The sequence below is a fragment of the Arthrobacter sp. TE26545 genome (genome assembly GCF_056279005.1).
Genome location: NZ_JBWBQM010000001.1, coordinates 3,172,056 through 3,194,666, shown reverse-complemented (window position 1 = coordinate 3,194,666; position 22,611 = coordinate 3,172,056). Strand labels below are relative to the sequence as shown.

The 22,611-nt window shown below is 67.3% G+C and carries 21 protein-coding genes and 1 pseudogene; 15 read left to right on the top strand and 7 right to left on the bottom strand.

The window, feature by feature from the left end; all coding sequences use genetic code 11:
• Positions 1-107 precede the first annotated feature (107 nt).
• The 7 genes from ssd to ACZ9CK_RS14465 all read left to right on the top strand — a co-directional run bounded on the left by ssd (position 108) and on the right by ACZ9CK_RS14465 (position 5,574).
• Complete coding sequence (gene ssd, locus ACZ9CK_RS14495) at positions 108-1,310, top strand: septum site-determining protein Ssd (protein WP_476050286.1); 1,203 nt, start codon at positions 108-110, stop codon at positions 1,308-1,310.
• Positions 1,307-2,578 carry a TadA family conjugal transfer-associated ATPase gene (locus tag ACZ9CK_RS14490; protein WP_476050285.1) on the top strand — a complete coding sequence of 424 codons (1,272 nt, stop codon included), beginning with the start codon at positions 1,307-1,309 and terminating at the stop codon, positions 2,576-2,578. Before ssd ends, ACZ9CK_RS14490 begins: the two co-directional genes overlap by 4 nt.
• Positions 2,575-3,348, top strand: coding sequence for a type II secretion system F family protein (locus ACZ9CK_RS14485; protein ID WP_426299624.1), 774 nt, complete (start codon positions 2,575-2,577; stop codon positions 3,346-3,348). The genes ACZ9CK_RS14490 and ACZ9CK_RS14485 overlap by 4 nt, the downstream gene beginning before the upstream one ends.
• Before the next feature lie 266 nt (positions 3,349-3,614).
• Positions 3,615-4,085, top strand: a complete 471-nt coding sequence (locus tag ACZ9CK_RS14480; RefSeq protein ID WP_426303504.1) for a type II secretion system F family protein — start codon at positions 3,615-3,617, stop codon at positions 4,083-4,085.
• A 141-nt stretch (positions 4,086-4,226) separates the two neighbouring features.
• Positions 4,227-4,613, top strand: a complete 387-nt coding sequence (locus ACZ9CK_RS14475; RefSeq protein ID WP_476050284.1) for a DUF4244 domain-containing protein — start codon at positions 4,227-4,229, stop codon at positions 4,611-4,613.
• Positions 4,610-5,191, top strand: a complete 582-nt coding sequence (locus ACZ9CK_RS14470; protein ID WP_476050283.1) for a TadE family type IV pilus minor pilin — start codon at positions 4,610-4,612, stop codon at positions 5,189-5,191. Before ACZ9CK_RS14475 ends, ACZ9CK_RS14470 begins: the two co-directional genes overlap by 4 nt.
• Entirely contained in the window at positions 5,188-5,574 is a 387-nt protein-coding gene (locus tag ACZ9CK_RS14465) for an Rv3654c family TadE-like protein (protein WP_476050282.1), read from the top strand. Before ACZ9CK_RS14470 ends, ACZ9CK_RS14465 begins: the two co-directional genes overlap by 4 nt.
• 97 nt (positions 5,575-5,671) lie before the next feature.
• Here ACZ9CK_RS14465 and ACZ9CK_RS14460 read toward each other — a convergent pair whose 3' ends face one another.
• Positions 5,672-8,014: a DEAD/DEAH box helicase gene (locus ACZ9CK_RS14460; RefSeq protein WP_476050281.1), complete on the bottom strand. Its 2,343-nt coding sequence runs from the start codon at positions 8,012-8,014 to the stop codon at positions 5,672-5,674.
• 71 nt (positions 8,015-8,085) lie between these two features.
• The gene (locus ACZ9CK_RS14455; RefSeq protein ID WP_476050280.1) at positions 8,086-8,781 is read right to left on the bottom strand and encodes a GNAT family N-acetyltransferase; all 696 of its coding nucleotides are present in this window, start codon (positions 8,779-8,781) and stop codon (positions 8,086-8,088) included.
• Between the two features lie 159 nt (positions 8,782-8,940).
• On the opposite strand from ACZ9CK_RS14455, the gene trhO reads away from it, so the two are divergent.
• The gene (gene trhO / locus ACZ9CK_RS14450) at positions 8,941-9,834 is read left to right on the top strand and encodes an oxygen-dependent tRNA uridine(34) hydroxylase TrhO (protein ID WP_426299612.1); all 894 of its coding nucleotides are present in this window, start codon (positions 8,941-8,943) and stop codon (positions 9,832-9,834) included.
• A gap of 66 nt (positions 9,835-9,900) precedes the next feature.
• Here trhO and ACZ9CK_RS14445 read toward each other — a convergent pair whose 3' ends face one another.
• From ACZ9CK_RS14445 to ACZ9CK_RS14435, 3 genes are all read right to left on the bottom strand, one after another.
• Positions 9,901-10,437, bottom strand: coding sequence for a hypothetical protein (locus ACZ9CK_RS14445; RefSeq protein WP_426299610.1), 537 nt, complete (start codon positions 10,435-10,437; stop codon positions 9,901-9,903).
• A 68-nt stretch (positions 10,438-10,505) separates the two neighbouring features.
• Positions 10,506-11,045 (bottom strand): hypothetical protein, encoded by a 540-nt coding sequence (locus ACZ9CK_RS14440; RefSeq protein WP_426299608.1) that lies wholly within the window; start codon positions 11,043-11,045, stop codon positions 10,506-10,508.
• 24 nt (positions 11,046-11,069) lie between these two features.
• Positions 11,070-11,516, bottom strand: a complete 447-nt coding sequence (locus ACZ9CK_RS14435; protein WP_476050279.1) for a hypothetical protein — start codon at positions 11,514-11,516, stop codon at positions 11,070-11,072.
• Positions 11,517-11,607: 91 nt separating this feature from the next.
• Here ACZ9CK_RS14435 and ACZ9CK_RS14430 point away from each other — a divergent pair, with 91 nt between their 5' ends.
• The 7 genes and pseudogenes from ACZ9CK_RS14430 to proC all read left to right on the top strand — a co-directional run bounded on the left by ACZ9CK_RS14430 (position 11,608) and on the right by proC (position 20,410).
• Positions 11,608-13,338 carry a DUF7059 domain-containing protein gene (locus ACZ9CK_RS14430; RefSeq protein ID WP_476050278.1) on the top strand — a complete coding sequence of 577 codons (1,731 nt, stop codon included), beginning with the start codon at positions 11,608-11,610 and terminating at the stop codon, positions 13,336-13,338.
• Positions 13,339-13,376: 38 nt separating this feature from the next.
• Complete coding sequence (locus ACZ9CK_RS14425) at positions 13,377-14,021, top strand: ArsR/SmtB family transcription factor (RefSeq protein WP_426299602.1); 645 nt, start codon at positions 13,377-13,379, stop codon at positions 14,019-14,021.
• Positions 14,022-14,103: 82 nt separating this feature from the next.
• Positions 14,104-16,840 (top strand): annotated as a pseudogene (gene topA, locus ACZ9CK_RS14420) (type I DNA topoisomerase).
• A 142-nt stretch (positions 16,841-16,982) separates the two neighbouring features.
• A complete protein-coding gene (locus ACZ9CK_RS14415; RefSeq protein ID WP_476050277.1) occupies positions 16,983-17,399 on the top strand; it encodes an SseB family protein in 417 nt (138 codons plus the stop codon).
• A gap of 60 nt (positions 17,400-17,459) precedes the next feature.
• Positions 17,460-18,509, top strand: a complete 1,050-nt coding sequence (locus tag ACZ9CK_RS14410; protein ID WP_426299596.1) for a Ppx/GppA phosphatase family protein — start codon at positions 17,460-17,462, stop codon at positions 18,507-18,509.
• Position 18,510: 1 nt separating this feature from the next.
• On the top strand, positions 18,511-19,347 hold the full coding sequence (locus tag ACZ9CK_RS14405) for a sugar phosphate isomerase/epimerase family protein (RefSeq protein WP_426299594.1): 837 nt from the start codon (positions 18,511-18,513) through the stop codon (positions 19,345-19,347).
• Between the two features lie 235 nt (positions 19,348-19,582).
• A complete protein-coding gene (proC, locus tag ACZ9CK_RS14400; protein WP_426299592.1) occupies positions 19,583-20,410 on the top strand; it encodes a pyrroline-5-carboxylate reductase in 828 nt (275 codons plus the stop codon).
• Positions 20,411-20,477: 67 nt separating this feature from the next.
• Here the strand turns inward: proC and ACZ9CK_RS14395 are convergent, their stop codons facing one another.
• Positions 20,478-21,116 (bottom strand): potassium channel family protein, encoded by a 639-nt coding sequence (locus ACZ9CK_RS14395; RefSeq protein WP_373366905.1) that lies wholly within the window; start codon positions 21,114-21,116, stop codon positions 20,478-20,480.
• Positions 21,117-21,156: 40 nt separating this feature from the next.
• A complete protein-coding gene (locus tag ACZ9CK_RS14390) occupies positions 21,157-22,590 on the bottom strand; it encodes a TrkH family potassium uptake protein (protein WP_426299590.1) in 1,434 nt (477 codons plus the stop codon).
• Between the last annotated feature and the right edge of the window lie 21 nt (positions 22,591-22,611).

The window sequence follows — 22,611 nt, the reverse complement described above, 5'->3', positions numbered from 1 at the left end:
TCCGGGGCCGATCGTCACTTGTCCCCTACAGGACTGCTTCCGGGAACTTGTCCACATAGGACGCTGCCGTGCTTCCGGCACGGCTTCGTCCTGCGGACAGTGGCTTCATGAGCAGGCAGCACATCCAGGACGGGAATGGTTCGGGCGCGTATCAGGTGGACCCTTCGCGGGCGGCCGGCGGTTTGCCGGCTGCCGGGGCTGCCGGCAAACGCCGGGGCGCGCGGAGGGAATACCAAGGCGATTCCACGGAGCCGCCCTGGCTGCCTGCCGAGGGGACCGATGTCCTGCTGGTAACAAGCAGCCCAAGGCTCCAAGCCGAAACCGAAAGGATCGTCGCGGCCCTCGGGGCAGAACTGCGGACGGCGGCCAGTGCGGAAGAAGCCTTGCTGCTCTGGGACTCAGCCGGGATGGTCCTGCTCGGCAGCGATATCCGGGAACTCCCACCCCGGCGTCGGGCTCCCGCCGTCCTGCTCGGGCTTGCCGTCGAAGGCGACAACCTGTGGCAGCTGGCCGCCGCTCTGGGGGCGGAACGCGTCGCGGTCCTGCCCGAGGGGGCCGCCTGGCTCGCCGAACATCTCAGCAGGTCCCAGGCACCGGAACCGGGAGGGCTGGTCCTCGGGCTCACCGGGGCGTGCGGTGGGGCGGGGGCCTCGACGGCGGCCATCTGGCTGGCCCAGGAGGCGGCTGCACATGGAGTCCGGACCCTCCTCATCGACGGTGACCCCCGCGGCGGCGGACTGGAACTGAGCCTGGCCGCCGAGGACAATCCAGGGCTCCGCTGGCCGGACCTTGCCGACGCCAAAGGCAGCATCGATCCCGAGCAGCTTGCCGGTTCCCTACCCACGGCCGGTGGCTTCGCCTTCTTGTCCTGGCCGGGCAGGAGGGACAAGGCCGCCCAGCCCGACGCCCTTGCCGTGGCTGCGGTCATGGATGCCGCACGGCGCGCCTTCGAACTCGTCGTCGTCGACATCGGCCGCGGAACGGAACCCCTGCGCGGCTTCGCCTGGGATTGCGACCGCATCCTCGTGGTCTCACCGGCACAACTGCGCGCAGCCGTCGCCGCGGCCAGGCTCCTCCAGGACCTCCCGCCGGTGGAGGCGGCGCTGGTGGTGCGTGGTGGCAAGGGCAGCGCCCTAGACGGAAGCGTCATCGCCGAATCCCTTGGCTTGCGGCTGCATGCGGTGCTGCCTGAACTGCGGGGAACCGCGGCCGCCGCCGAGACGGGCCGGCTGCTGGACCTCGGCAAGCGACGGTCGGTGCGGCGCTTCGCCGCACCAGTGCTCGAGCTCCTCGAGGACGGTGCAGCATGACCCAGGAACGCCGGGGCGAGCGCCTCCGCCGGGACCGGCGGCTCGACGCCGCGCTTCTTGAGAGTGTGCGGGAAACAGTGATGTCCGACGCCGGTCCCGTCACCCCGTCGCGGGTGGCTGCCGCGGTCCACGCCACCGGCCGTTTGCTGGGCACCGCGGGTGCCCTCGCCGCCGTCGACACCATCAGCGCCGAGCTCAACGGACTGGGCCCGCTCCAGCAGCTCGTCCGTGATCCGTCGGTTACCGACATCTTCGTCAACGGTCCCGACGCCGTATGGTTCGACCGCGGGAAAGGACTGGAGCCTTCCGCTGTCCGTTTCGACGGCGAAGAACAGATCCGTGCGCTGGCCTCGCGGCTCGTGTCGGCTGGCGGGCGGCGGCTCGACGACGGCTCCCCGTGCGTGGATGTCCGGCTCAAAGGCGGGTACCGGGTGCACGCCGTGCTGCCGCCGATTTCCACGGCTGGCACTTTGCTCTCCGTGCGGATCAGACGGGAGGACGTCTTCACCATGGACGAACTGCGGGCCGGTGGCATGTTCGATACCGGGACGCAGCGGGTCCTCGAAGCCATAGTGGAGCGGCGGCTGAGCTTCCTCATCAGCGGGGCCACGGGATCGGGCAAGACCACGCTGCTCTCCACCTTGTTGGGTCTTTGCGCCGCCGGAGAGAGGCTCGTCCTCATCGAGGACGCCGCGGAGCTGAACCCTGTGCACCCGCACGTCGTTTCCTTGGAATCCCGGCACGGGAACCTTGAAGGCGGAGGCGTCCTGGACCTCGGCGAATTGGTCCGGCAGGCCCTGCGCATGCGGCCTGACCGCCTTATCGTCGGCGAATGCCGCGGTGCGGAGGTCAGGGAGCTGCTGACCGCCCTCAACACCGGCCACACCGGGGGCGGCGGCACCATCCATGCCAACACCGCCTCCGCCGTTCCCGCCCGCATCGTTGCCCTCGGCGCCTTGGCCGGGCTCAGCCAGGAAGCCGTCAGGCTCCAGGTAGCCAGCGCGTTGGATGTGGTTGTCCACGTGGAGCGGACCCCGGCCGGCAGGAGTGTCGGCTGCATAGGGGTGTTGCTGGAGACGCCCGCGGGCCAGGCAGTGGTGCCGGCGCTGGCGATGCGCAACGGAGCGATGACGGCCGGCCCGGCGTGGCCGGAACTCGCCGGGCGGCTGGGGCTTGCAGTCGTGGAACGCGTGGCAGGGTCCGGGACGACGGGGCTGGAGCCGGTACCTGGGCTGGCGCCGGTCCCTGGGCTGGAGTCGGCGGCATGACCATCCTGCTGCTCATGGTGCTTGCTTCCGCCGCCTGGCTGGCCATCGGCCACCTGCCCGGGCCCGGCCGCCGGATGGGCAGGGTGATGGGCAGGGACAGGCCGAGTGCGGCCTGGCGTTGGCGCCGGCGGAAGAAGGAAGCGGACCTGCCGTTGGCGGTACTGGTCCAGCAGTTGGCCGCGCTGTTGCGCGGCGGGCGTTCCGCGTCCCGGCTTTGGGACGAGGTCTGGACCGTGCACGGCCGATCGGCAGACGCGCGGGAGGGCCGAATCCGTGACGCCGGCCAAGGTCTTTCGGATGACTCCGTCGCCGTTCTCTCCGCCGCCCGTTCCGCCTCAATGCTCGGCGTTTCGGCTGCCGCGGCCATCCGGACGGCCTCTGCATCGTCCCGGCTCCGGGCAAGGGAGCAACGGATCTGGGGCGAACTCGCGGATTGCCTGGACGTCGCCGAAGCGAGCGGCTGTCCGCTTGCGGATATCCTCGGCCGCTATGCAGCACACCTGGAAGCCGAAGACGACGCCGAGGCCGCCCGGCAGACGGCTCTTGCCGGCCCGAAAGCCACGGTCCGCCTGCTGAGCTGGCTTCCCCTGTTCGGACTCGGCCTCGGCACCGTGCTGGGCGTCGACCCACTCGGGATCCTGCTTGGAAACCCATTCGGCCTTGCTGCGCTCGGCGCGGGGATCATCCTGACCGTGGCGGGGCGGATGTGGTCGGTGCGGTTGGTCCGGGCGGCGACGGGGGACCACGACACCTTACTTGGGGGAAGCTGATGGGCGGGCTACTGCCGGCTGCCATAGTCTCCGCCGCCCTGTTTCTTGCGGCGGTCCTGGCCTTTCCCAACTCGGGGAGGCTCCGGCGTCGGGCAGTTGTCCGGCAGCTGGGAAGCCCGCTGGCAGGCGCAAGTCCGCGCACAGAACCAAGGTCAGGGGCGCGGGACACCGCCCTGGCCGGCGGCAGCGTGCTCGGGCGGCCTGTGTTTGGGCGGCGCGTGTTTACGCCGCGCCTTCTTGCCAGGCGCGGTGGCCGGGACGGTGGCCTGGGTGGAACCGCCAGCGGCGGCCGGGGATACACGGGCCTGGAGAGCACAGCGATCATGCTCGAACTCGCCGCGGCCGCCCTCGACTCCGGAGCCGGACTCGGCCGGGCATTGGAACTGCTCGCTTCCTGCTCCGCTCCTACGATCCGGGAGTCCCTGCGGCCGGTGGTCGCCGCATTGGCCATCGGAGCTGATTGGGAAACGGCTTGGCGAAGTTCCGCTGTCCAGAACCCTGCGGCGCTCCGGCTGCGTGATTCGCTTGCCTTCGCCGCCCTCACCGGCGCGCCCTCGTCCGCTGTCCTCTACGCCCAGGCCGCCCGTTTGCGCCGGGAGGAATTCCGCTCCGCCGAACGCCGGGCCGCGGCCTTGGGCGTGAAGCTCGTGGTTCCCCTGGGCCTGTGTTCACTCCCGGCCTTCATCTGCCTTGGCGTGGTTCCGGTTCTCCTCGCCATGCTCCCGTCGGGCACCTGAAGGGTTCCGCCAGTTTTCCTCCACAAGGAAAAGCCGAAGGAGTTTTCCACTTACGGAAAGCCCCTTCTTACCGCAGAAAGACGCCCAGGGAAGAGTCGGAAGCAGCCGGCAACCCCGCCTGGCACATAGAAAGGAAACGCAATGAAAGTCCAAACCGTTACCCGCCCCTCTACCGATCCGCGCAGTCGCCTGAGCCGCGACGAGGGTGATCCCAGTGGCGATGCCGGCGGGGTCCTGGACCACGGCGAGCTGGAGGGGAACCGAGCCGCCCGGCCCGTCGCCGAAGAACACGGTCTCGCAGCTGTGGTGGAACTGTTCCCGGGCTCGCCGCATCATGCCGGCGGTCCTCCCCGGAGCAAGCGCCGGGCCCGGACCATGGGATCGGAGCTCGGGATGGCCACAGCGGAGTACGCGATCGCAACGCTGGCCGCCGTCGGCTTTGCCGGCGTCCTGGTGGTCCTTCTTCGGAGCGAGGAAGTCAGGAGCTTCCTGTTGAACCTCATCCGCACGGCGCTCGCCCTGCCATGAGCCCGCGCCCCGGCTACGCAATGGCCGGCCTGCAGTTTCCTTGGGCGGCGGCCAAAGCCCGCCGCCCAAGGAATCGGCGGCTTTCCGGCCCGGGTGAGGAACGAGGGGCGGTCACGGCCGAGTTCGCCGTCGCCCTGCCCGCGGTACTCCTCCTTCTCGCCATGCTGCTGGCCGGGGCGGCTGCGGGGATCACCCAGCTCCGGATCGAGGAGGCGGCGAGGGCGGGTGCGCGTGCGCTGGCCCGCGGCGAAGGAACCGCAACGGTGGAAAGCATCGCCCGGCGCCTGGCCGGCGACACCGCCACGGCGGCTGTTTCAACGCAAGGGGAGTGGCTGGACGTGACGGTGTCGGCCCGGGTCGGGGGTCCGTTAGGGGCCGTGATTCCGTGGACCCTCACGGCGAAGGCCTCGGCCCGGACCGAAATGCCCAACCGGACGGCTGCTCCGCACCTGCGCAACCCCGGCTTGGAGGGAACCGTGGATTTCCTCGTCCTTGGGGAGGCCGTGCCAAGCGAGGACGGTGGTTGGCAGGGGGACGGCGGACCCATCCCACTGTGGTCCGGCGGGGCCGTGGCATGACGTACCCTGCTCCTGGCACCGGGCCGGGACGCGCTGGTCGGCGCTTCTCGGAGCTCGGTTCGGGGACCATTCTCGCCGCCGGTTTGGGGCTCCTTGTGATCACTCTCCTGGCGGCCGCGCTCCTCCTGACCCAGGCCGGCGTGCACGCGCAAAGGGCTGCGGCGGCTGCGGACCTGGCTGCGCTCGCCGCGGCGGACGCGGCGCGGGGCCTCAAGCCAGGGGACCCCTGCACTGTAGCGGCGGAGACGGCGCTCCAGAACAACGCCTCGTTGACCTCTTGCTTGCTTGTCGGCGGGGGAATCGTGGAGGTCCGCACCCGGCTGTTGCAGGAGTCGTACCTGGGGAGTGCGACCGGCCGTTCAAGGGCTGGACCGCCACCCTAGCCTGTGCTCTAGGGTGGCGGCACGTCTAGACCACAGGCACGGGCCGCTTCGGGACCCGGTGCTTCAATCGGTCCCCGGCCCGGAGAGCCACCCGTCCCTAAACCGCGTCCTTGAGTAGCACGTCAAGGAGGGTCACGGCGGCGGCCTTGTCCAGCGGATTGTTCTTGTTCCCGCATTTGGGGGACTGGACACACGAGGGACAACCGCTTTCACATTCGCAGGCCTTGATTGCATCTCGTGTGGCGGTCAGCCAGACACGGGCCTTTTCGTAGCCGCGTTCGGCGAAGCCGGCCCCGCCTGGATGGCCGTCGTACACGAAGATGGTCGGCACCCCGGTGTCGGCATGGAGCGCGGTCGAGACGCCCCCGATGTCCCACCGGTCGCTGGACGCCACAAGTGGAAGGAGCCCGATCGCGGCGTGTTCTGCGGCATGCAGCGCCCCCGGGAACTGGGCCTCGATCAAGCCGGCGTCCCGGAGCGAACGGCCGTGCACCACAAACCAGACCGCTTTGGTGAAGAGATCCCGAGCGCCCAGATCCAGCGGTTCCTCGCCCAGCACCTCATTGGAAACCAAAGCCTTCCGTTGAAAGGAGACCACTTGAGTCGTCACTTTCACTTCACCGAAGTAGACGGCAATGTCGCCCCATTCCATGGTCCGCAGCGTCTGCAGCACTTCGATCTGGGTTACATCACGGGCGGTGGTGTAGTAATCCGGATTCGTCCGCCGTACCACCACGCAGTGGTCCTGCTCGTTCAGCTCCTCAACCAGGTAACTGTCGCCCTGATGCACATAGATCGCCCCGGCGTGCGCCTGGTAGTGGGTTTGGGGCGAGTCCATGGTTCCCAGAAGGGTTCCGGAATCCGCGTCCACGATGCTCACCGGGCCGCCGCCGTCACTGCGCAGGTTCACCATGCCGGCAGCGCTCTCGGGATGTGTCCAGAACCAGCCCGCAGGGCGCCTCCGAAGGTAGCCCTGGGTGACGAGCTGGCCAAGCAGGGCCTCGGCCGTGGGGCCGAAGAGGCTGTGCTCGGTGCTCCCGATGGGCAACTCGGCTGCGGCGGCGCAGAGGTGGGGTCCAAGCACGTAGGGATTGCCGGGGTCGAACACCGTGGCCTCTACCGAGACATCGAAGATCGCCTCGGGATGGTTGACCAGGTACGTGTCCAGGGGGTCGTCACTGGCCACGAATGCCGCGATGGCGTCCTGGCCTGCGCGCCCCGCCCGGCCGATCTGTTGGAACAGGGATGCCCGGGTTCCGGGCCACCCGGCGACGAGCACGGCGTCGAGCCCGGAAATGTCGATTCCGAGCTCAAGGGCCGAAGTACTGGATACTCCCAGGAGTTCTCCGCTGCGCAGCGCCTTCTCGAGGGCGCGGCGCTCCTCGGGAAGGTATCCGGAACGGTATGCCGCCACCCGCCGGGGAAGCCCGGGATCCACCTCGTCCAGCAGCCTCTTGGTAATGGACGAGATGCTCTCGGCTCCGCGGCGGGACTTGATGAAGGCAATGGTCCGGACCCTCGAAGACACGAGGTTGGCCATGATGTCAGCCGTTTCCGCCACAGCCGTCCGCCGGGTCCGGGCACCGTTTTCGCCTTTGAGCTCGGTCAGGGAAGGTTCCCACAGCGCCACGGTGGTGGCCCCGTGCGGGGAACTGTCCCGGGACACCTCGCGGACCGGAGCCCCGATGAGCCGGGAAAAGGACGTCCCGGGGTCGGAGGCGGTGGCGGAGGCGGCGATGAAAACCGGTTCAGGGAAGGAGGTACCCGCCCCGTAGTATGCGCAGATGCGGCGCAGCCGGCGCATCAGGTTGGCCACATGGGAACCGAACACGCCACGGTAGCTATGGGCCTCGTCCACGATCACGTAGCGGAGGCGGCGGAAGAACCGTGCCCACCATTGGTGGTTCGGCAGGATTCCGAAGTGCAGCATGTCGGGGTTGGCCAGGATGAAATTGGCGTGGTCACGGATCCAGCGCCGGGCCGCAACATCGGTATCGCCGTCGTAGCTTTCCGCGCGGACCGTGGGCAGGCCGAGGGCACGGAGCGCCGAGAGCTGGTCGGCGGCCAGGGCCTTTGTGGGTGCCAGGTAGAGGGCCACGGCGCCGTCGTCGTGGATCTTTCCGGGTTCCGACAGTACCCGCAGCTCCGAGCGGTGGATCGCATCCAATGCGGGCAGCTGGTAAGCGAGGGACTTGCCGGATGCCGTGCCCGTGGCGATCACCACGTGTTCGCCCGAGTGGGCGAGGCCGGCCGCTTCGATCTGATGCCGGTAGGGTTCGTGGATGCCCAGTGAACCGTAGGCTTCCACGATGTCCGGGTGAACCCACCCCGGCCACGGCTCGTGGACGGCCTTGCGGGCCGGAATCGTGTGGACATGGCGAAGCTGCTCCGGATCCGGGCTACGGCCCAGGAGGGAGATCAGGGATTCGGCGTTGTCCACCAGATCATTCTGTCACCGGCGGGGATTGCAGGCTCACGGGCTGGACCCGGGGTCCACTGACCAGGCGGAGGTTAGTCGACTGAGAGGTCGCCATCCTGGGCGGAAGACGTGGAAAGCATCAGGACCCCGCTGATACTCCGCCATCCGAGGTGCGAGTAAAGCTTCTGGCCGTCCAGGGAAGCCAACAGGAGCCCGTTCTCGACGTCGTGCTCGAACGCCTGCGCGGCAAGTGCCTTCATGATGAAGCTGCCCAGGCCGCGGCGCTGGAAAGCCGGCTCGGTAACGATCCTGTCGAAGACCGCTGTGGTGCCCACGACGCACACCCGTCCGCTGGCGGCGAGCTCGTCACCTGCACGGACTTCGGCGTAGTGGACGCCCTTGTTCTGGGAGGTCGTGAGCTTCAAGGACTCATCCGAGAGCCAGGGATCCTCGGCATCCTGGGTCTCCATGTCCACGATCATCATGGTCTGGGATCCGGAGGTGATGTTCAGGCGATGCTCGTTGGCCAGGAAAGTGTAGCGGGCGAGGTCATTGCTGAGGATAGTCAGGATGCGTGTCGGAGCCTCTGAAGTCCTGGCTGCCAGCTCGGCAAATTCCGCGTCCGAAGGGTTGTGGGCGAAGTATTCCCAGTCGCCCGTCTTGTCAGCCCGCAGTGCGGCAGGGAACCGGCCTTCCTTGCGGGTTTCGTAGCCCCGGCAGCCGGCCCAACCGGCCACCCAGACCTCCAGCAGATGCGTGATGTCTTCAACCAAGGCGTCTGGACTCATGTAGAGAGACTATTCCCAGCGGGCCGGGAAGCAACAGGGGGATGCAGTAACAGCTGCATTAACAGTCCGGGCCATGACAGTCCGGGCCCGCGGCGGGGTTCAGGAGCCTTCGGAGCCCCCGGAAGCCCCGGTTTGCCGCGCCCCGGTAACCTTAATTGCGTGGCTTTGAACAAAATCGTGCTCTTCTACGGCTTTACTCCGATCGCGGACCCGGAAGCCGTGCGCCTGTGGCAGCGTGCACTCTGCGAGAAGCTCGGGTTGACCGGGCGCATCCTGATCTCGAAGGACGGAATCAACGCCACGGTCGGCGGTGAGATCGGCAACGTCAAGCAGTACGTGAAGACCACCCGGGAGTACCAAGGCTTCCGGAACATCGACTTCAAGTGGTCCGATGGCGGTGCGGAAGACTTCCCGCGCCTCAGCGTCAAAGTGCGGGACGAAATCGTCTCTTTCGGCGCACCCGGCGAGCTGAAGGTCGATGGGAACGGTGTGGTCGGGGGAGGCGTCCACCTCAAGCCCGAAGAACTGCACGCCATGCTGGAGGAGAAGAAAGCCGCCGGCCAGGAGGTGAAATTCTTCGACGGCCGCAATGCCTTCGAGGCACAGATCGGCAAGTTCAAGGACGCGATCGTCCCGGATGTGGCAACCACGCACGATTTCATCAAGGAACTTGAGTCCGGAAAGTACGACGAGCTCAAGGACCAGCCCGTCGTCACCTACTGCACCGGCGGCATCCGCTGCGAAGTCCTCTCCAGCCTTATGGTGAACCGCGGCTTCAAGGAGGTGTACCAGCTGGACGGCGGAATCGTCCGCTACGGCGAAAAGTTCAAGGACCAGGGGCTGTGGGAAGGATCGCTCTACGTCTTCGACAAGCGGATGCACGTGGAGTTCAGCGAGGACGCGAAAACCATCGGAGCCTGCGTCCGCTGTGAAGGCCCGACCAACAAGTTCGAAAACTGTTCCAACCCCAGCTGCCGCAACCTCACGCTCTACTGTGCCGAATGTGCCGCCAGCCCGGAAACCCTGCGCTGCCCGCAAGGTTGCGCGGCCTGAACCGCGCCAAACCGGATGCCACGTGAACCGGCGCAGATCCTGAGACCAACCGCCCCGTGAACCGGCTCAGATCCTGGTCACCCGGTAGGCGAAGTTCGCCCGCCGGACGGCTTGGACCGTGACTTCAAGCACCGCGGATTTCGGCAGTTCGATCACGTTCACACGGGTCTGGCCGCAATTGATCGTGAGTTCGATGACCGCGTCCTTGACGTCCCGCACGGTGTAGGACGCCTGGCGCGCGCCCCGGCACGCGAGGGTGACAGAATACGTTCCGGCCGGCAGCAGGCCTGTCCGTTCCATCCGGGATTCCCCCGAGCCCAGGAATCCATAGCTGGTGAAGAACGTCTGGCCGTTCTCGCCCGGCAGGACCGCCAGCACCCACGCATTCAACGCCTCCCCAGAGACGGTGTAATCCAGCCCCGGGTCCCTCGGCAGCACCGGGTCGGTGATCACCGGCGCGGGGCGCACGGGCAGCGGTTCGCGGCCGTCGTCGTAGCTGTATTCGCAGGCGGCCAGCCCGGCGGACGCCAGCACGCAGCAAAGCACGACGGCGGCAATCGGCCGCCGTTTCCGGGGCACCTTGAGGGCTCGGTACCGGCCCATGTTCCGACTTTACGCCCGCAGGTGCGGCGCCGTCAGAGCTGTCCCTGCCGGGGAACTGCGGACGGGGGCTACGGATTGGGAGGAGCCTTGGCCGGAGCCTTGACGACCCGGACGCCGCCGACGGCTTCCGTCCCTTGTCTCAGTCCGGCGAGTTCGACCGTGAGCGTCCCACCCGGCAGCGTACGACGGATTTCGGTGACCTTGCCGCAGGAAATGGTGAAGCCTTCCGGAGTGCTGCGGCTGCGGAGTCTTTGGAAATGAATGTCTTTGTCGCCGGCGCATGCGACTCTGAAAACGTAGTCGCCGGCGGGGATGGCATCGCTGGTTCCCTGTGTTGCCTCGGCCGAATGACCGTCGCCTAGGCCACCGACCATTCCGAATACGAGGTCGCCCGAGGTTCCCAGCAGCCGGTTCACCTCCGCGGTCCTCCGGTCCATCCGTGCCAGCCACGCAGCATCCGGCGTGGCCGGTGCCGGAAAGACATCCGGCTGCGCGGCCGAGGAACTTGGCCGGGCGGCGGGCCGCGGCTCTCCGTCCTCCGCATACTCACACGCCGTCAAGGCGCCCAATACTGCCACCACCGCTATTGCCCGCCCCCACACAGCCATGGGGAGAGCCTAGCCGAAGGAACGCTACCTGGCCGGGACCAGCTGGTACGCGTAAAGAAGGGGCACGTCCACGCTGTTCGTCGTGATTTTCACGGTCCCTCCGGACGGCAGTTTCACACGCGTGGTTTCGTAGCTGCCGTTGCAGGCCGCGCCGGCTTCGGTGAGGTCCTGCCCGCCCGAGGAGACCTCGAAGAAGGCCTTGCCGCCGCCGTCGCAGGCCACGGTCAAGGTGTAGTCGCCGGCAGGAACAGCCGCGGACTTGACCAGGGGCTCGCGCTTGAGGATTTTGCCGGAGTCCTCCATGACAACGCCGGCAGCGGACGGCAGCACCTTGGCCTTCCAGGCCGGAACGTCGGCGTCCTCAATGGAAGGAGCCGCGGAGCAGGAAGCCACCGCCAGCGCCGATGCGACCATGAGGCCCAGTGCCGCGCAACGCGATGCGGCGCGGGTTGTGGAGGGAAGGAAAGCCATGTTTCCACGCTACCGCTTCCGGAGGGTGCCATTTTCCACATAGCCGCGAACCGCTCGATCGGCACATGAAGCGTCCGCCTAGACTTTCAGGGTGACCGATTCCGCAACGCATTTCACCGCCGGCAATACTCCTGACGCGCCCCGGAGCGACCTTCCGGAGCTACTCACCTCCCTGGCCGGGGATCTGCGCGCCGCGGGGTTCACCCTGGACGGCGTGGCGGAGCTCCTCGGTGCCTCCGCCCACGACGCCCTCGGCCGGGACCAGCTCGTCCCGGCGCTGCTCGCCACCGAGCCGGCCGCACTGGAAGGCAAACCGGAGGCTGCCACGGCGCTCGCCGTCGTCGTGCGGCTGTGGCTGCTCGCAGTTCCGCAGTCCGCGGAAGACGTCGACGCCGCCCTGCCGGGAACCGGCACGGCCGGACTGCTCGAGTTGGGACTTGCAGAATTGCACGACGGCGGTGCTGTCGCAGCCAAGGTTGATTTGCGCCCCTACGGCTGGGATGCCGCGGACGGCCGGACCATCGAATTGTGGGTTGCCAGCGACCTCGCGGCGCACCAGCGGCCCGGGGTCCTGCGGCACGACCATGTGCTTGGCATCGGGCAGGCCTCAACGACCTTGGTCCAGAGCACCGTCCGCCGCCCGGCGGCCCGCGCCCTGGACCTCGGCACCGGTTGCGGCATCCAGACCTTTCATCTTCTGGAACATTGCAGGCACGTCACGGCCACCGACATTTCGGAACGGGCCCTGGCCTTCACCCGCTTCAACCTGCTCCTGAACGCGGCGGCCCTGGGCCTGGACCCGGACAGCCCGGAGGACCGGGTCAGCCTGCGCCTGGGCTCCCTGCTGGATCCTGTGGCAGGCGAGCAGTTCGACCTGGTCGTATCCAACCCGCCCTTCGTCATTACTCCGCGCAGCAGTGGCGAGGAGGCTTCGGAACAGTTCACGTACCGCGACGGCGGCCTGCCGGGGGACCAGATCGTCTCCTCGCTGGTCCGTGCGCTTCCGGAGGTGCTCGTTCCCGGGGGAACGGCCCAGATGCTCGGCAATTGGGAGATCACCACGGGTGCGGGCTGGAGCGAGAGGCCCGCCGCCTGGCTGGATGGAATGGACACCGAGGCCTGGTTCATCCAGCGCGAGCAGGTGGGGCCGGAGGTGTATGCGGAAACCTGGCTGCAGGACGCGTCCGAAGGCCGGGACAAGGGCCTGTACCGCGGAACGTACGCCGCATACCTCGCGGACTTTGCATCGCGGGACGTCGCTGCGGTCGGCTTCGGCATGATCTGGCTGCGCCGCCCTGCGAAGAACGCGCCGGCGGGACCAGCCCCGGCTTCGGACGGTATCCGGCGCTTCGAGGAAATCACCTACCCGATCGAGCAGCCGGTCGGGCCCCATCTGGGAGCCGCCGTCGAACGCGGTGACTGGCTTGCCGGACACGCACTGGAGGACGCCCACCTGCTGGTCGCCGAGGACGTCACGGAGGAACGCCACCAGCGGCCCGGGGCTGAACATCCAGGCGTCATCCTGCTGCGGCAGGGCGCGGGCCTGCGCCGGACCAACCTGTTGAGCACCGAGCTCGCCGGTTTCGTTTCGGCCTGCGACGGCGAACTCTCCGTCCGGCAGTTGATTGCCGCCCTGGCGGCGCTGCTGGGCGGAGGCGAAGACTTCGACGGAGACGCCTTCCGCGCAGGCCTGCTCTCCGAAGTGGGAAACCTGGTCCGTGACGGCTTCCTGCTGCCGGCGGATTCGGCGGCCGCGCAGGAAGCCGCGCAGGAAGCCGCACAGGAAGCCGCACGGGAAGCCGCGGAGCAAGCTCACGGGTGAACGACGGGACGCAAAGCGGCTCCGGCTACACTGATCCGGTGAATGAAGAGAACGGGGCCAGCGCGGAACAGGTCCCAACAAAACGCCGGCGCCGCCCGGAAAAAACGGTCGAAATCACCGACCCCAAGGCCATCCGTGCCCTTGCGCACGCGGCCAGGCTCGAAGTGATTTCCGAGCTGTACGAATCCCAGCTGAGCCGTACCGCCACTGAGCTCGCGGCCCAGACCGGCCTCACCCCGAGCGCCATGAGCTACCACCTCCGCGCCCTGCAGAAGTGGGGAATCGTCGTGCCCGCCGAAACCACCGGCGACGCGCGGGAGCGCCGCTGGAAGGCGGCAGGAACCGACTTCAACATTGTCTCGGGCAGCAGCGTCGCCAGCCCGGAACTCGCCGTCGTCGATCTCGAACTCGACGTGTTCCGCCGCCGTGCGCTGGCCTATTCGCGCACCCGGAACGAACAGCGTGCCAAGGGCGAGGCCTCCGACTCCTCCGCGGCCATGATCCTGGCGAGCAAACTCCTGTACCTGACCATGGAACAGCGGGTCGAACTCAACAGCAGGATTGACGAGATCCTGCGCGACTACGAACTCGACGACCCTGCCAGCATTCCGTCAGGCGCCGAGCGAATGGCCACCATGTGGTCGCTGATCCCTGACGACCGGAGCCCCGGCTTATCCACCTAGCAAAGGCAGGATTCTGCAATTTGTGGTGAACTAGGCCAATATGGGCACCAGCCCAAGCCATTCTTTTTTCCGTAGGAGCACCGTGCCCAGCAAGGCAAAATCCGGCAAGAAACTCGTGATCGTGGAGTCGCCGGCCAAGAGCAAGACCATTGCCAAGTACCTTGGCGAAGGCTTTGTTGTCGAGGCCTCCATCGGCCACATCCGGGACCTCCCGCAGCCTTCGGACCTGCCTGCTGAACTGAAGAAGACCTCGGTGGGCAAGTTCGCCGTGGACATCGAAAACGACTTCAAGCCGTACTACGTGGTGTCTCCGGACAAGAAGAAGAAGGTTGCCGAGCTCAAGGCCCAGCTGAAAGACGCCGACGCGCTCTACCTCGCAACCGATGGGGACCGCGAGGGCGAAGCCATCGCGTGGCACCTGCTGGAAGTGCTTAAGCCCAAGGTCCCGGTCTACCGGATGACCTTCGGCGAAATCACCAAGGAAGCCATCCACCGCGCCATGGACAACCTGCGCGACGTGGACACGGCCCTGGTGGACGCCCAGGAAACCCGGCGGATCCTGGACCGGCTCTACGGGTACGAGATTTCCCCCGTGCTGTGGCGCAAGGTGGCCCGCGGCCTCTCCGCCGGCCGCGTGCAGTCCGTGGTGACCCGCATGGTGGTGGACCGCGAACGTGAACGCATGGCCTTCAAGTCCGCCTCCTACTGGGACCTCACCGGCCAGTTCGGCGCGGACAGCGGTTCCGCTTCTTCGTTCAAAGCGAAGCTTGCAGCGGTGGACGGCGCCAAGGTCGCCAGCGGCCGTGACTTCAACGACGACGGCGTCCTCGTCTCCGCGAATGCAGTGCACCTTGACGAGCAGCTCGCCGCGTCCCTGGCCGCCGGGCTGGAGAAGGCGGCCTTCGAGGTCCGCTCCGTCGACACCAAGCCGTACACGCGCCGCCCCGCAGCGCCGTTCACGACCTCGACGCTGCAGCAGGAAGCCGGCCGCAAGCTGCGCTTCTCCTCCAAGAGCACCATGCAGATCGCCCAGCGCCTGTATGAAAACGGCTACATCACCTATATGCGTACCGACTCCTCGGCACTGAGCGACGAAGCCGTCACCGCTGCCCGCCCGCCAGGCTTCCGAGCTGTATGGGCCCGAATACATTCCGCAGGGCGCCCGCGTCTACGCCAACAAGGCCGCCAACGCCCAGGAAGCCCACGAGGCCATCCGTCCCGCCGGCGACTCCTTCCGCACCCCGGCCCAGGTGGCCGGCCAGCTCAGCGGGGACGAATTCCGCCTTTACGAGCTGATCTGGAAGCGCACCGTGGCCTCCCAGATGGCCGACGCCAAGGGTTCGACGGCGACCATCCGCCTCGGCGCGGTGTCCGCGGACGGGCGCGACGCCGAGTTCTCGGCTTCCGGTACCGTCATCACCTTCCCCGGCTTTCTCGCCGCGTACGAAGAAGGCAAGGACGAAAGCCGTGGCGACGACGACTCGGACGAAGGCCGCCGCCTGCCGAACGTCGCGAAGGGCGACGCCCTGAAGGCGTCGGAAATTGTCGCCGTCGGGCACGAAACGTCCCCGCCGCCGCGGTACACGGAAGCCTCGCTCACCGCTGAACTGGAAAAGCGCGGCATCGGCCGCCCGTCCACCTACGCCTCGACGATTTCCACCATCCAGGACCGCGGCTACGTCCGGAAGCAGGGCTCCGCGCTGGTACCGAGCTGGATCGCCTTCTCGGTGATCCGCCTGCTCGAACGGCATTTCACCGACTACGTGGACTACGAATTCACCGCCGACATGGAAGGCGACCTGGACAAGATCGCCAACGGCCAGCAGGTGGGAGCCGCGTGGCTCAAGCACTTCTACTATGGCGAGGACAGCGATCCCGGGCTGCTGAGCATCGTGAACAACCTGGGCGAGATCGACGCGCGGGACATCAACTCCGTGCCGATCGCCGAAGGCATCACGCTTCGGGTGGGCAAGTTCGGCCCGTACCTGGAAAGCTCCGTGCCCACCGTGGACGCCAAGACCGGCGAGATCGTGGAGTCTGCACGGGCCAACGTTCCCGAAGACCTCGCCCCGGACGAGCTCACCCCGGCCAAGGCCGTCGAGCTGATGGAAACCGCCGCCCCGGAAGAGCGCGTGCTCGGTGCCGACCCGCACACCGGCCACACCGTGGTCGCCAAGAACGGCCGCTACGGCGCCTACGTCACCGAGATCATCCCGGAAATGACGGACGAGCAGCTGGCCGCGCTCCCGGTGGAGTACTACAAGAACGGCAAGCCGAAGCCGCCGAAGAAGCCCGTCAAGGCCAAGCCGCGCACGGGTTCGCTGTTCAAGTCCATGACCGTGGAAACGGTCACGCTGGACGATGCCCTGGCCCTGATGAGCCTGCCCCGGGTGCTGGGCGCTGACGCCGAAGGCACCCCGATCACGGTGCAGAACGGGCGCTTCGGGCCGTACCTGAAGAAGGGCACGGACTCCCGTTCGATCGGCAGCGAAGAGGAGATCTTCACGATCACCCTGGAACAGGCGTTGGAGATCTACTCGCAGCCCAAGCAGCGCGGCGCGCGCGCCGCTGTTCCGCCGCTGGCCGAGTTCGGCCCGGACCCCGTGTCTGAGAAGAACATCGTGGTGAAGGAAGGCCGCTTCGGCCCGTACATCACCGACGGCGTCACGAACATCACCGTGCCGCGTGCAACTTCGCTCGAGGAACTGACGCGCGAGAAGGCCATCGAGCTGCTCGCCGAAAAGCGAGCCAAGGGCCCGGTCAAGCGCACCACCACTACGCGCAAGGCGCCGGCCAAGAAGGCTGCCGCCAAGAAATAGCCCCGGTCAGGGACGATTCGCCGAATCGCCGGAACGCTGCGACCCCGCAGTGTTCCGGCGATTTCGTGTTTTCGGGCCCGTCCTCGACTGGGCAGCCTTTGCCGATTTCGACAGTGGGCCCCCGATGTGATCGGCTAGGTACATGAGCGAGCAGCCCGAAACCATTGACAACAGCCCCCTGACCGAGCTTGAGGAAAACCTCGCGAAGGCCGGACAGCCCGATGCCAACCCCGTCGAGGTCATCCTGTCCTTCCTCAACAACGAGGTCTACATCCTCAGCACCGACGCCCTGGACGCACCCGACGCCGCCGTGGAACCACTCGTCCTGGCCAACGTGGACGGCCAGCCGGTGCTCGCGGTCTTCAGCCACCCCAGCCGCGTGGACTCCCACTTCCTTGAGGCCGCACCGAATGTGCTGGCCACGCACGGTTCGGCCATCCTGGACAGCATCGGCGACGAGATCGGCCTGGTCATCAACCCGGGCAGCGAGCACGGCTTCGAAATGGGCCCCGAAGGCATCGCCAATGTCCGCCGCGACTTCAAGCGCGCCGCGGAGTAGCCGCGCAGCCCCCGGCGTCGCAGTTGCTTCACACAGTTCCAAACGCGGAATAATGTCAGCATGCGTCTTGGCGTCCTAGACATCGGTTCGAACACCGTCCATTTGCTTCTGGTGGATGCCCACCCGGGCGCACGGCCCGTGGCGTTCGCGTCGCACAAGCGGCCCCTGTCCCTGGTCCAGTTCCTGGATGCGGAGGGCAACATCAACGAGGCCGGGCAACACGAACTGATTGAGTTCGTGCTTGAAGCCTGGGAATTCGCGGCCAAGCACAAGGCCGAGGACCTGCTGGCCTTCTGCACCTCCGCCATCCGGGAAGCCACCAACGGCCCCGATGTCCTGGCCCGGGTCAAGCACGAAACCACCGTGACCCTCCAGGAACTCACCGGGGACGAAGAAGCCTCCATGACTTTCTTCGCCGTCCGCCGCTGGTACGGCTGGGGCGCCGGACCCATCCTGGACCTGGACATCGGCGGCGGCTCCTTCGAAATGGCCTTCGGCCAGGACGAACTCCCGGAGCTGGCCATGTCCGTGCCCCTGGGCGCCAGCCGCCTCACCCGGGACTGGCTGCACGACGACCCGCCCACGGCCAAGAGCGTCAAGGAGCTGCGGCGCTACATCCGCTCCACCCTCAAGCCTGTGGTGCGGGAGTTCAAGGAACTGGGGCGGGCCAACCTGGTGGCCGGTACCTCAAAGACGTTCCGCTCCCTCGCCCGCATCGCCGGTGCCGCCCCCAGCGGCGCGGGCCCGTACGTCAAGCGCGAACTGCACGCCACGGACCTGGGCCTGTGGGCGCAGCGGATCTCCGCGATGACGGTGGCGGACCGGCTCTACCTGCCGGGCGTCTCCGAGGCCCGGGCACGCCAGATCCTGGCCGGTGCCCTGGTGGCCGAGACCGCGCTGGAACTCTTCGAGTTCCCCAGCATGGAGATCTGCCCCTGGGCGCTGCGCGAAGGCCTGATCCTGCGCAGGCTCGACCAGCTGGTCTTCGACGGCCCCCTCCAGCCGGCACCGCATGTCGGAGCCGCGTCTGTTTCGAAGAAAAAAGCGGCGGACGACGCCGGCCCGGCCGTCCCTGTCCCGGCCGCCGCAGCAGGCGGGCAGGCCGGCTGACATGGGGGACGGCGTCGGGCAGTACACAGGCGATACGCAGCCGATCCCGGTGGCGCTCTCAAGCGCCTCTGTCTATCCCCTGAGCGTGCACGATGCCTTCGCGGTGGCGCAGGACCTGGGCTACGACGGGGTCGAGGTGATGGTCACCAACAACGCCACCAGCCAGAGCGCCGCCGCGCTTGAGCAGCTCAGCCAGCGCTACGCACAGCCGATCGTCTCCATCCACGCGCCCACGCTGCTGCTGACCCAACAGGTCTGGGGAGCGGCGTGGAACAAGATCGAAATGTCCTGCAGGATGGCCCGCGACCTGGGCTGCAGCACGGTGGTGGTCCATCCGCCGTTCCGCTGGCAGTCCAACTATGCGGAGAATTTCGCCGCCGGCGTCCGGGAGATGGCGGCGCTCTACCAAGTGCACATCGCGGTCGAGAACATGTATCCGTGGCGGGTCCGCGGCCGGGAAGCGCTGGCGTACCTGCCGCACTGGGACCCGGTGGGACAGGATTACGACGACGTCACCTGGGACTTCTCGCACGCCGCCACCGCGGGGGCCAACAGCCTGGAGGCCGTGCGGGAGCTGGGAAGCAAGCTGCGGCACGTGCACCTGACCGACGGCTCCGGTTCGGGGCGGGACGAGCACCTTATTCCAGGGCGCGGCACCCAGCAGTGCGCCGAGGTGCTTCAGCACCTGGCCGGGAACGGGTTCCGCGGAAGCATCGTGGCCGAGATTTCCACCCGCAAGGCCAAGGCGGCGGGGGAGCGCGAAGAATGGCTTGCCGAAACCCTGCGGTTTGCCCGCCAGCACCTGGGCGCGCCGCTTGTGGGCGCCTACGAGGTCTGAGCCGCAGGCTTAAAACGAGAAAGCACCGGTGGCTGATCGGGAAAATGGGGGGAAACCCGTACAACCACCGGTGCTTCTTGGCGGACATCCCCATGCCCGCCTCATCACTCGCACCCTCAATGAGGTAGTTACTACGTTACGAAGCAACGTTGGGCGCAAGCTGCAATAACATTGGGAGTTAGCTGGGAATCCTGGCGGCCTCGGCGGCCGAACCGGGAACTGGCATGATGGAGCCATGACTCGAATCGCATTCCTTGGCTGTGGATCCATGAACGAGGCCATCCTGGCCGGCTTGCTCGCCGCAGGGACCGACCCTTCGGACGTGGTCGCCACCGTGCGCCGGGCGGAACGGGCCGACGAGCTGGCACACCGGCACGGCATCATGGCGATCGCCGGCGCCGAGGATCCGGATAACAACAAGCTCGCCGCCAAGGGTGCCGGGGTGGTCATCCTGGGAGTCAAGCCGGTCGGCATCTCTGAGCTTGCCCGCGAAATCTCACCCGTCCTGGCCCCGGACACGATCGTGGTCAGCGTGGCCGCCGCCGTCTCCATCGCGCAGCTCGAAGCCGCCCTTCCCGCGGGCCAGCCAGTCATCCGGACCATGCCGAACACCCCCGCGAAGCTGGGCCGCGGCGTGATTTCCATGTCGGCCGGCGGTCACGCCACACCCGAACAGCAGCAGCTTGTCAAGGATCTCCTGTCGGCCGCGGGAACCGTGGTGGAAATCCCGGAGGAACAGGTGGACGCGCTCTCGGCCATCAGCGGCTCGGGCCCGGCGTACGCCTTCTACCTCGCCGAGGCCATGGCGGCCGCCGGCGTCGAACTTGGACTGGATCCGGAGCTGTCGCTGCGGATCTCCCGCGAGACGGTGGCCGGGGCGGGCTTCATGCTCGCCGAGCCCGGCGCGGACCCGACCGCCCTGCGCGTGGCGGTGACCAGCCCCAACGGCACCACCGAACGAGCCATCGCGGCGTTCAATGACGGCGGGATCCCGGCCATCATCGCCGACGGCGCCCGTGCTGCGGCTGCCCGCGCCGCGGAAATCACCCAGCAGCTCGGCTGACGGCAGCAGCTGACAGGCAAAAGAAAGGCCCCTCCGAGGAGGGGCCTTTCGCGTCCGCCCGCCGAAGCTACGGCCGGGCGGCGAAGCGTTCCAGCAGATCCACGTGGCCGGAGACAATGAGCATGTCCCGTCCGGACACTTTCGTTTCCGGCCTGGCGTAGGTGAAGTCCTCGCCCGGGGACTTCACGCCCACAATGGTCACGCCGTATTTGGAGCGGACCTTGGATTCGTCCAGCGTGAAGCCCACGGTCTCCTTCGGCGGGTACATCTTCACGATCGCGAAGTCGTCGTCGAACTCGATGAAGTCCAGCATGCGGCCGGAGACGAGGTGTGCTGCCCGCACGCCGGCGTCCGCCTCGGGATAGATGACGTGGTTGGCGCCGATGCGGCTCAGGATCTTGCCGTGCGATGGAGTGATGGCTTTGACCCAGAGGTGCTCGATGCCCAGGTCCACGAGGTTCACGGTGATCAACACTGAAGATTCGATCGAGGTTCCCACGCCCACCACGGCGGAGCTGAACTCCTGGGCGCCAAGCTGGCGGAGGGCGTCGATGTTGGTGGCATCGGCTTCCACTACGTGCGTGAGGACAGGTGCCCATTTCTGCACGAGGGAGCGGTCCCGTTCGATCGCCAGGACTTCACGGCCTTGCTTGACCAGCTGCTCGGCGGTTGCGGAGCCGAAGCGGCCCAGGCCGATGACCAGCACGGGGGCATTGTGCGCCGGACGGTTCGGGGCGCCTGAGGTGTTAGCCAATGATCGGCCTTTCTTCGGGGTAGTGGTAGAGCTGGCTGCGCTGGCGCAGGGCCAGCGCGGCGGCGAGGGTGACGGTGCCGACGCGCCCCATGAACATGAGCGCGGTGAGGACATAGACGCCCGACGGCGGCAGCTCGGCACTGAGGTTCGTGCTGAGTCCCACCGTGGCGAAGGCGGAGATCGTTTCGAAGAGCACCCGGTCCAGGGTGGCTCCGCTGATCTGCAGCAGCAGGAAGGACGACACGGACACCAGGGTGGCGCCGGCCACAATCACCGAGATGGCAACGCGCATGGTGCCCTGTGGGATAGTGCGGCCGTACACCTTCACGTCCGCGTCGCCGCGGGCCTCGGCCGCGATGGCGAGGAACATGACGGCGATGGTGGTCACCTTGATGCCGCCCGCCGTCGACGCCGAACCGCCGCCAGCGAACATCAGGGCGTCGGTGAGCAGCATGGTGGTGGATTCCATGTGGTTCTGGTCCACCAGGTTGAAGCCGCCGGAACGCGTCATCACCGAGGCGAAGAGCGAGTGGGTGATCTTGTCGCCCAGGTTCATGTGGGCGATGGTCCGGGCGTTGTCCCACTCCATCAAGGCCCAGAGGAGAGTGCCGGCCGCCAGCAGGATGAAGGAGACCTGGATGGTCAGCTTCGTGTGCAGGTTCCATTTCTTCCAGTTGAGCCCGTTTTGCTGCAGCACCATCACCACGGGGAAGCCGAGGCTGCCAAGGAAGACGCCCAGCATCAGCGGGATGAGGATCCAGAGATCCGTTTCGTAGGGGACAATGCCGTCGGAGTGCGGCGTGAATCCGGCGTTGTTGAAGGCCGAAATCGAGTAGAAGACGCCGTGCCAGACTGACTGCCAGAAGTCCTCCCCGAGGATCATGAAGCGCGGGATCATGGCCAGCGCCAGGGCGCCTTCGATCACCACCGAGGTAGTGATGACGATCCGCAGCAGGGTACCGACCTCGCCGAGGCGCCCGGCGTTGTTCATGGCTTCCTGGGCGATGAGCTTTCCGCGCACACCCAGCCGCTTGCTCACCATGAGCGCCAGCAGCGATGCCAGGGTCAGCGTTCCCAAACCGCCCACGAAGATGCCCACCAGGATCACCAACTGGCCGAAGAACGTCCAGTGGGTCGCCGTCGAGACCACCGTGAGTCCGGTGACGCACACCGCCGAGGCCGCCGTGAACATCGCGTCATGAAGGGGAGTGACAACACCCTCGGCGGACGCTGCAGGCAGGGACAGCAAACCGGTGAAGAGCAGGATCACCACGGAGAACGCCGTCAGCGCCAGCCGGGCCGGCGAGGTGTTGGCGATGTTGTCGATAAAGTCCCGGAGGCCGGTGAAGATCCACAGGCCTTCCCGCTCAGGCTGGTCAGGGTGCCAGCTGGCCGGGCGTGGAGACCTCGACTGGCTCTGGGTCATGGCAGTGCTTTTCGCTTCTTG

Excerpts from the sequence above, each read along its gene's own strand:
- ACZ9CK_RS14440 (WP_426299608.1), bottom strand. The coding sequence starts at position 11,045 with ATGGCTGTGTGGGGGCGGGCAATAGCGGTGGTGGCAGTATTGGGCGCC.
- ACZ9CK_RS14455 (WP_476050280.1), bottom strand. The coding sequence starts at position 8,781 with ATGAGTCCAGACGCCTTGGTTGAAGACATCACGCATCTGCTGGAGGTC.
- ACZ9CK_RS14410 (WP_426299596.1), top strand. The coding sequence starts at position 17,460 with ATGCGTCTTGGCGTCCTAGACATCGGTTCGAACACCGTCCATTTGCTT.
- ACZ9CK_RS14405 (WP_426299594.1), top strand. The coding sequence starts at position 18,511 with ATGGGGGACGGCGTCGGGCAGTACACAGGCGATACGCAGCCGATCCCG.
- ACZ9CK_RS14445 (WP_426299610.1), bottom strand. The coding sequence starts at position 10,437 with ATGGGCCGGTACCGAGCCCTCAAGGTGCCCCGGAAACGGCGGCCGATT.
- ACZ9CK_RS14390 (WP_426299590.1), bottom strand. The coding sequence starts at position 22,590 with ATGACCCAGAGCCAGTCGAGGTCTCCACGCCCGGCCAGCTGGCACCCT.
- ACZ9CK_RS14470 (WP_476050283.1), top strand. The coding sequence starts at position 4,610 with ATGAGCCCGCGCCCCGGCTACGCAATGGCCGGCCTGCAGTTTCCTTGG.
- ACZ9CK_RS14490 (WP_476050285.1), top strand. The coding sequence starts at position 1,307 with ATGACCCAGGAACGCCGGGGCGAGCGCCTCCGCCGGGACCGGCGGCTC.
- ACZ9CK_RS14465 (WP_476050282.1), top strand. The coding sequence starts at position 5,188 with ATGACGTACCCTGCTCCTGGCACCGGGCCGGGACGCGCTGGTCGGCGC.
- ACZ9CK_RS14435 (WP_476050279.1), bottom strand. The coding sequence starts at position 11,516 with ATGGCTTTCCTTCCCTCCACAACCCGCGCCGCATCGCGTTGCGCGGCA.
- ssd (WP_476050286.1), top strand. The coding sequence starts at position 108 with ATGAGCAGGCAGCACATCCAGGACGGGAATGGTTCGGGCGCGTATCAG.
- ACZ9CK_RS14485 (WP_426299624.1), top strand. The coding sequence starts at position 2,575 with ATGACCATCCTGCTGCTCATGGTGCTTGCTTCCGCCGCCTGGCTGGCC.
- ACZ9CK_RS14415 (WP_476050277.1), top strand. The coding sequence starts at position 16,983 with ATGAGCGAGCAGCCCGAAACCATTGACAACAGCCCCCTGACCGAGCTT.
- ACZ9CK_RS14475 (WP_476050284.1), top strand. The coding sequence starts at position 4,227 with ATGAAAGTCCAAACCGTTACCCGCCCCTCTACCGATCCGCGCAGTCGC.
- proC (WP_426299592.1), top strand. The coding sequence starts at position 19,583 with ATGACTCGAATCGCATTCCTTGGCTGTGGATCCATGAACGAGGCCATC.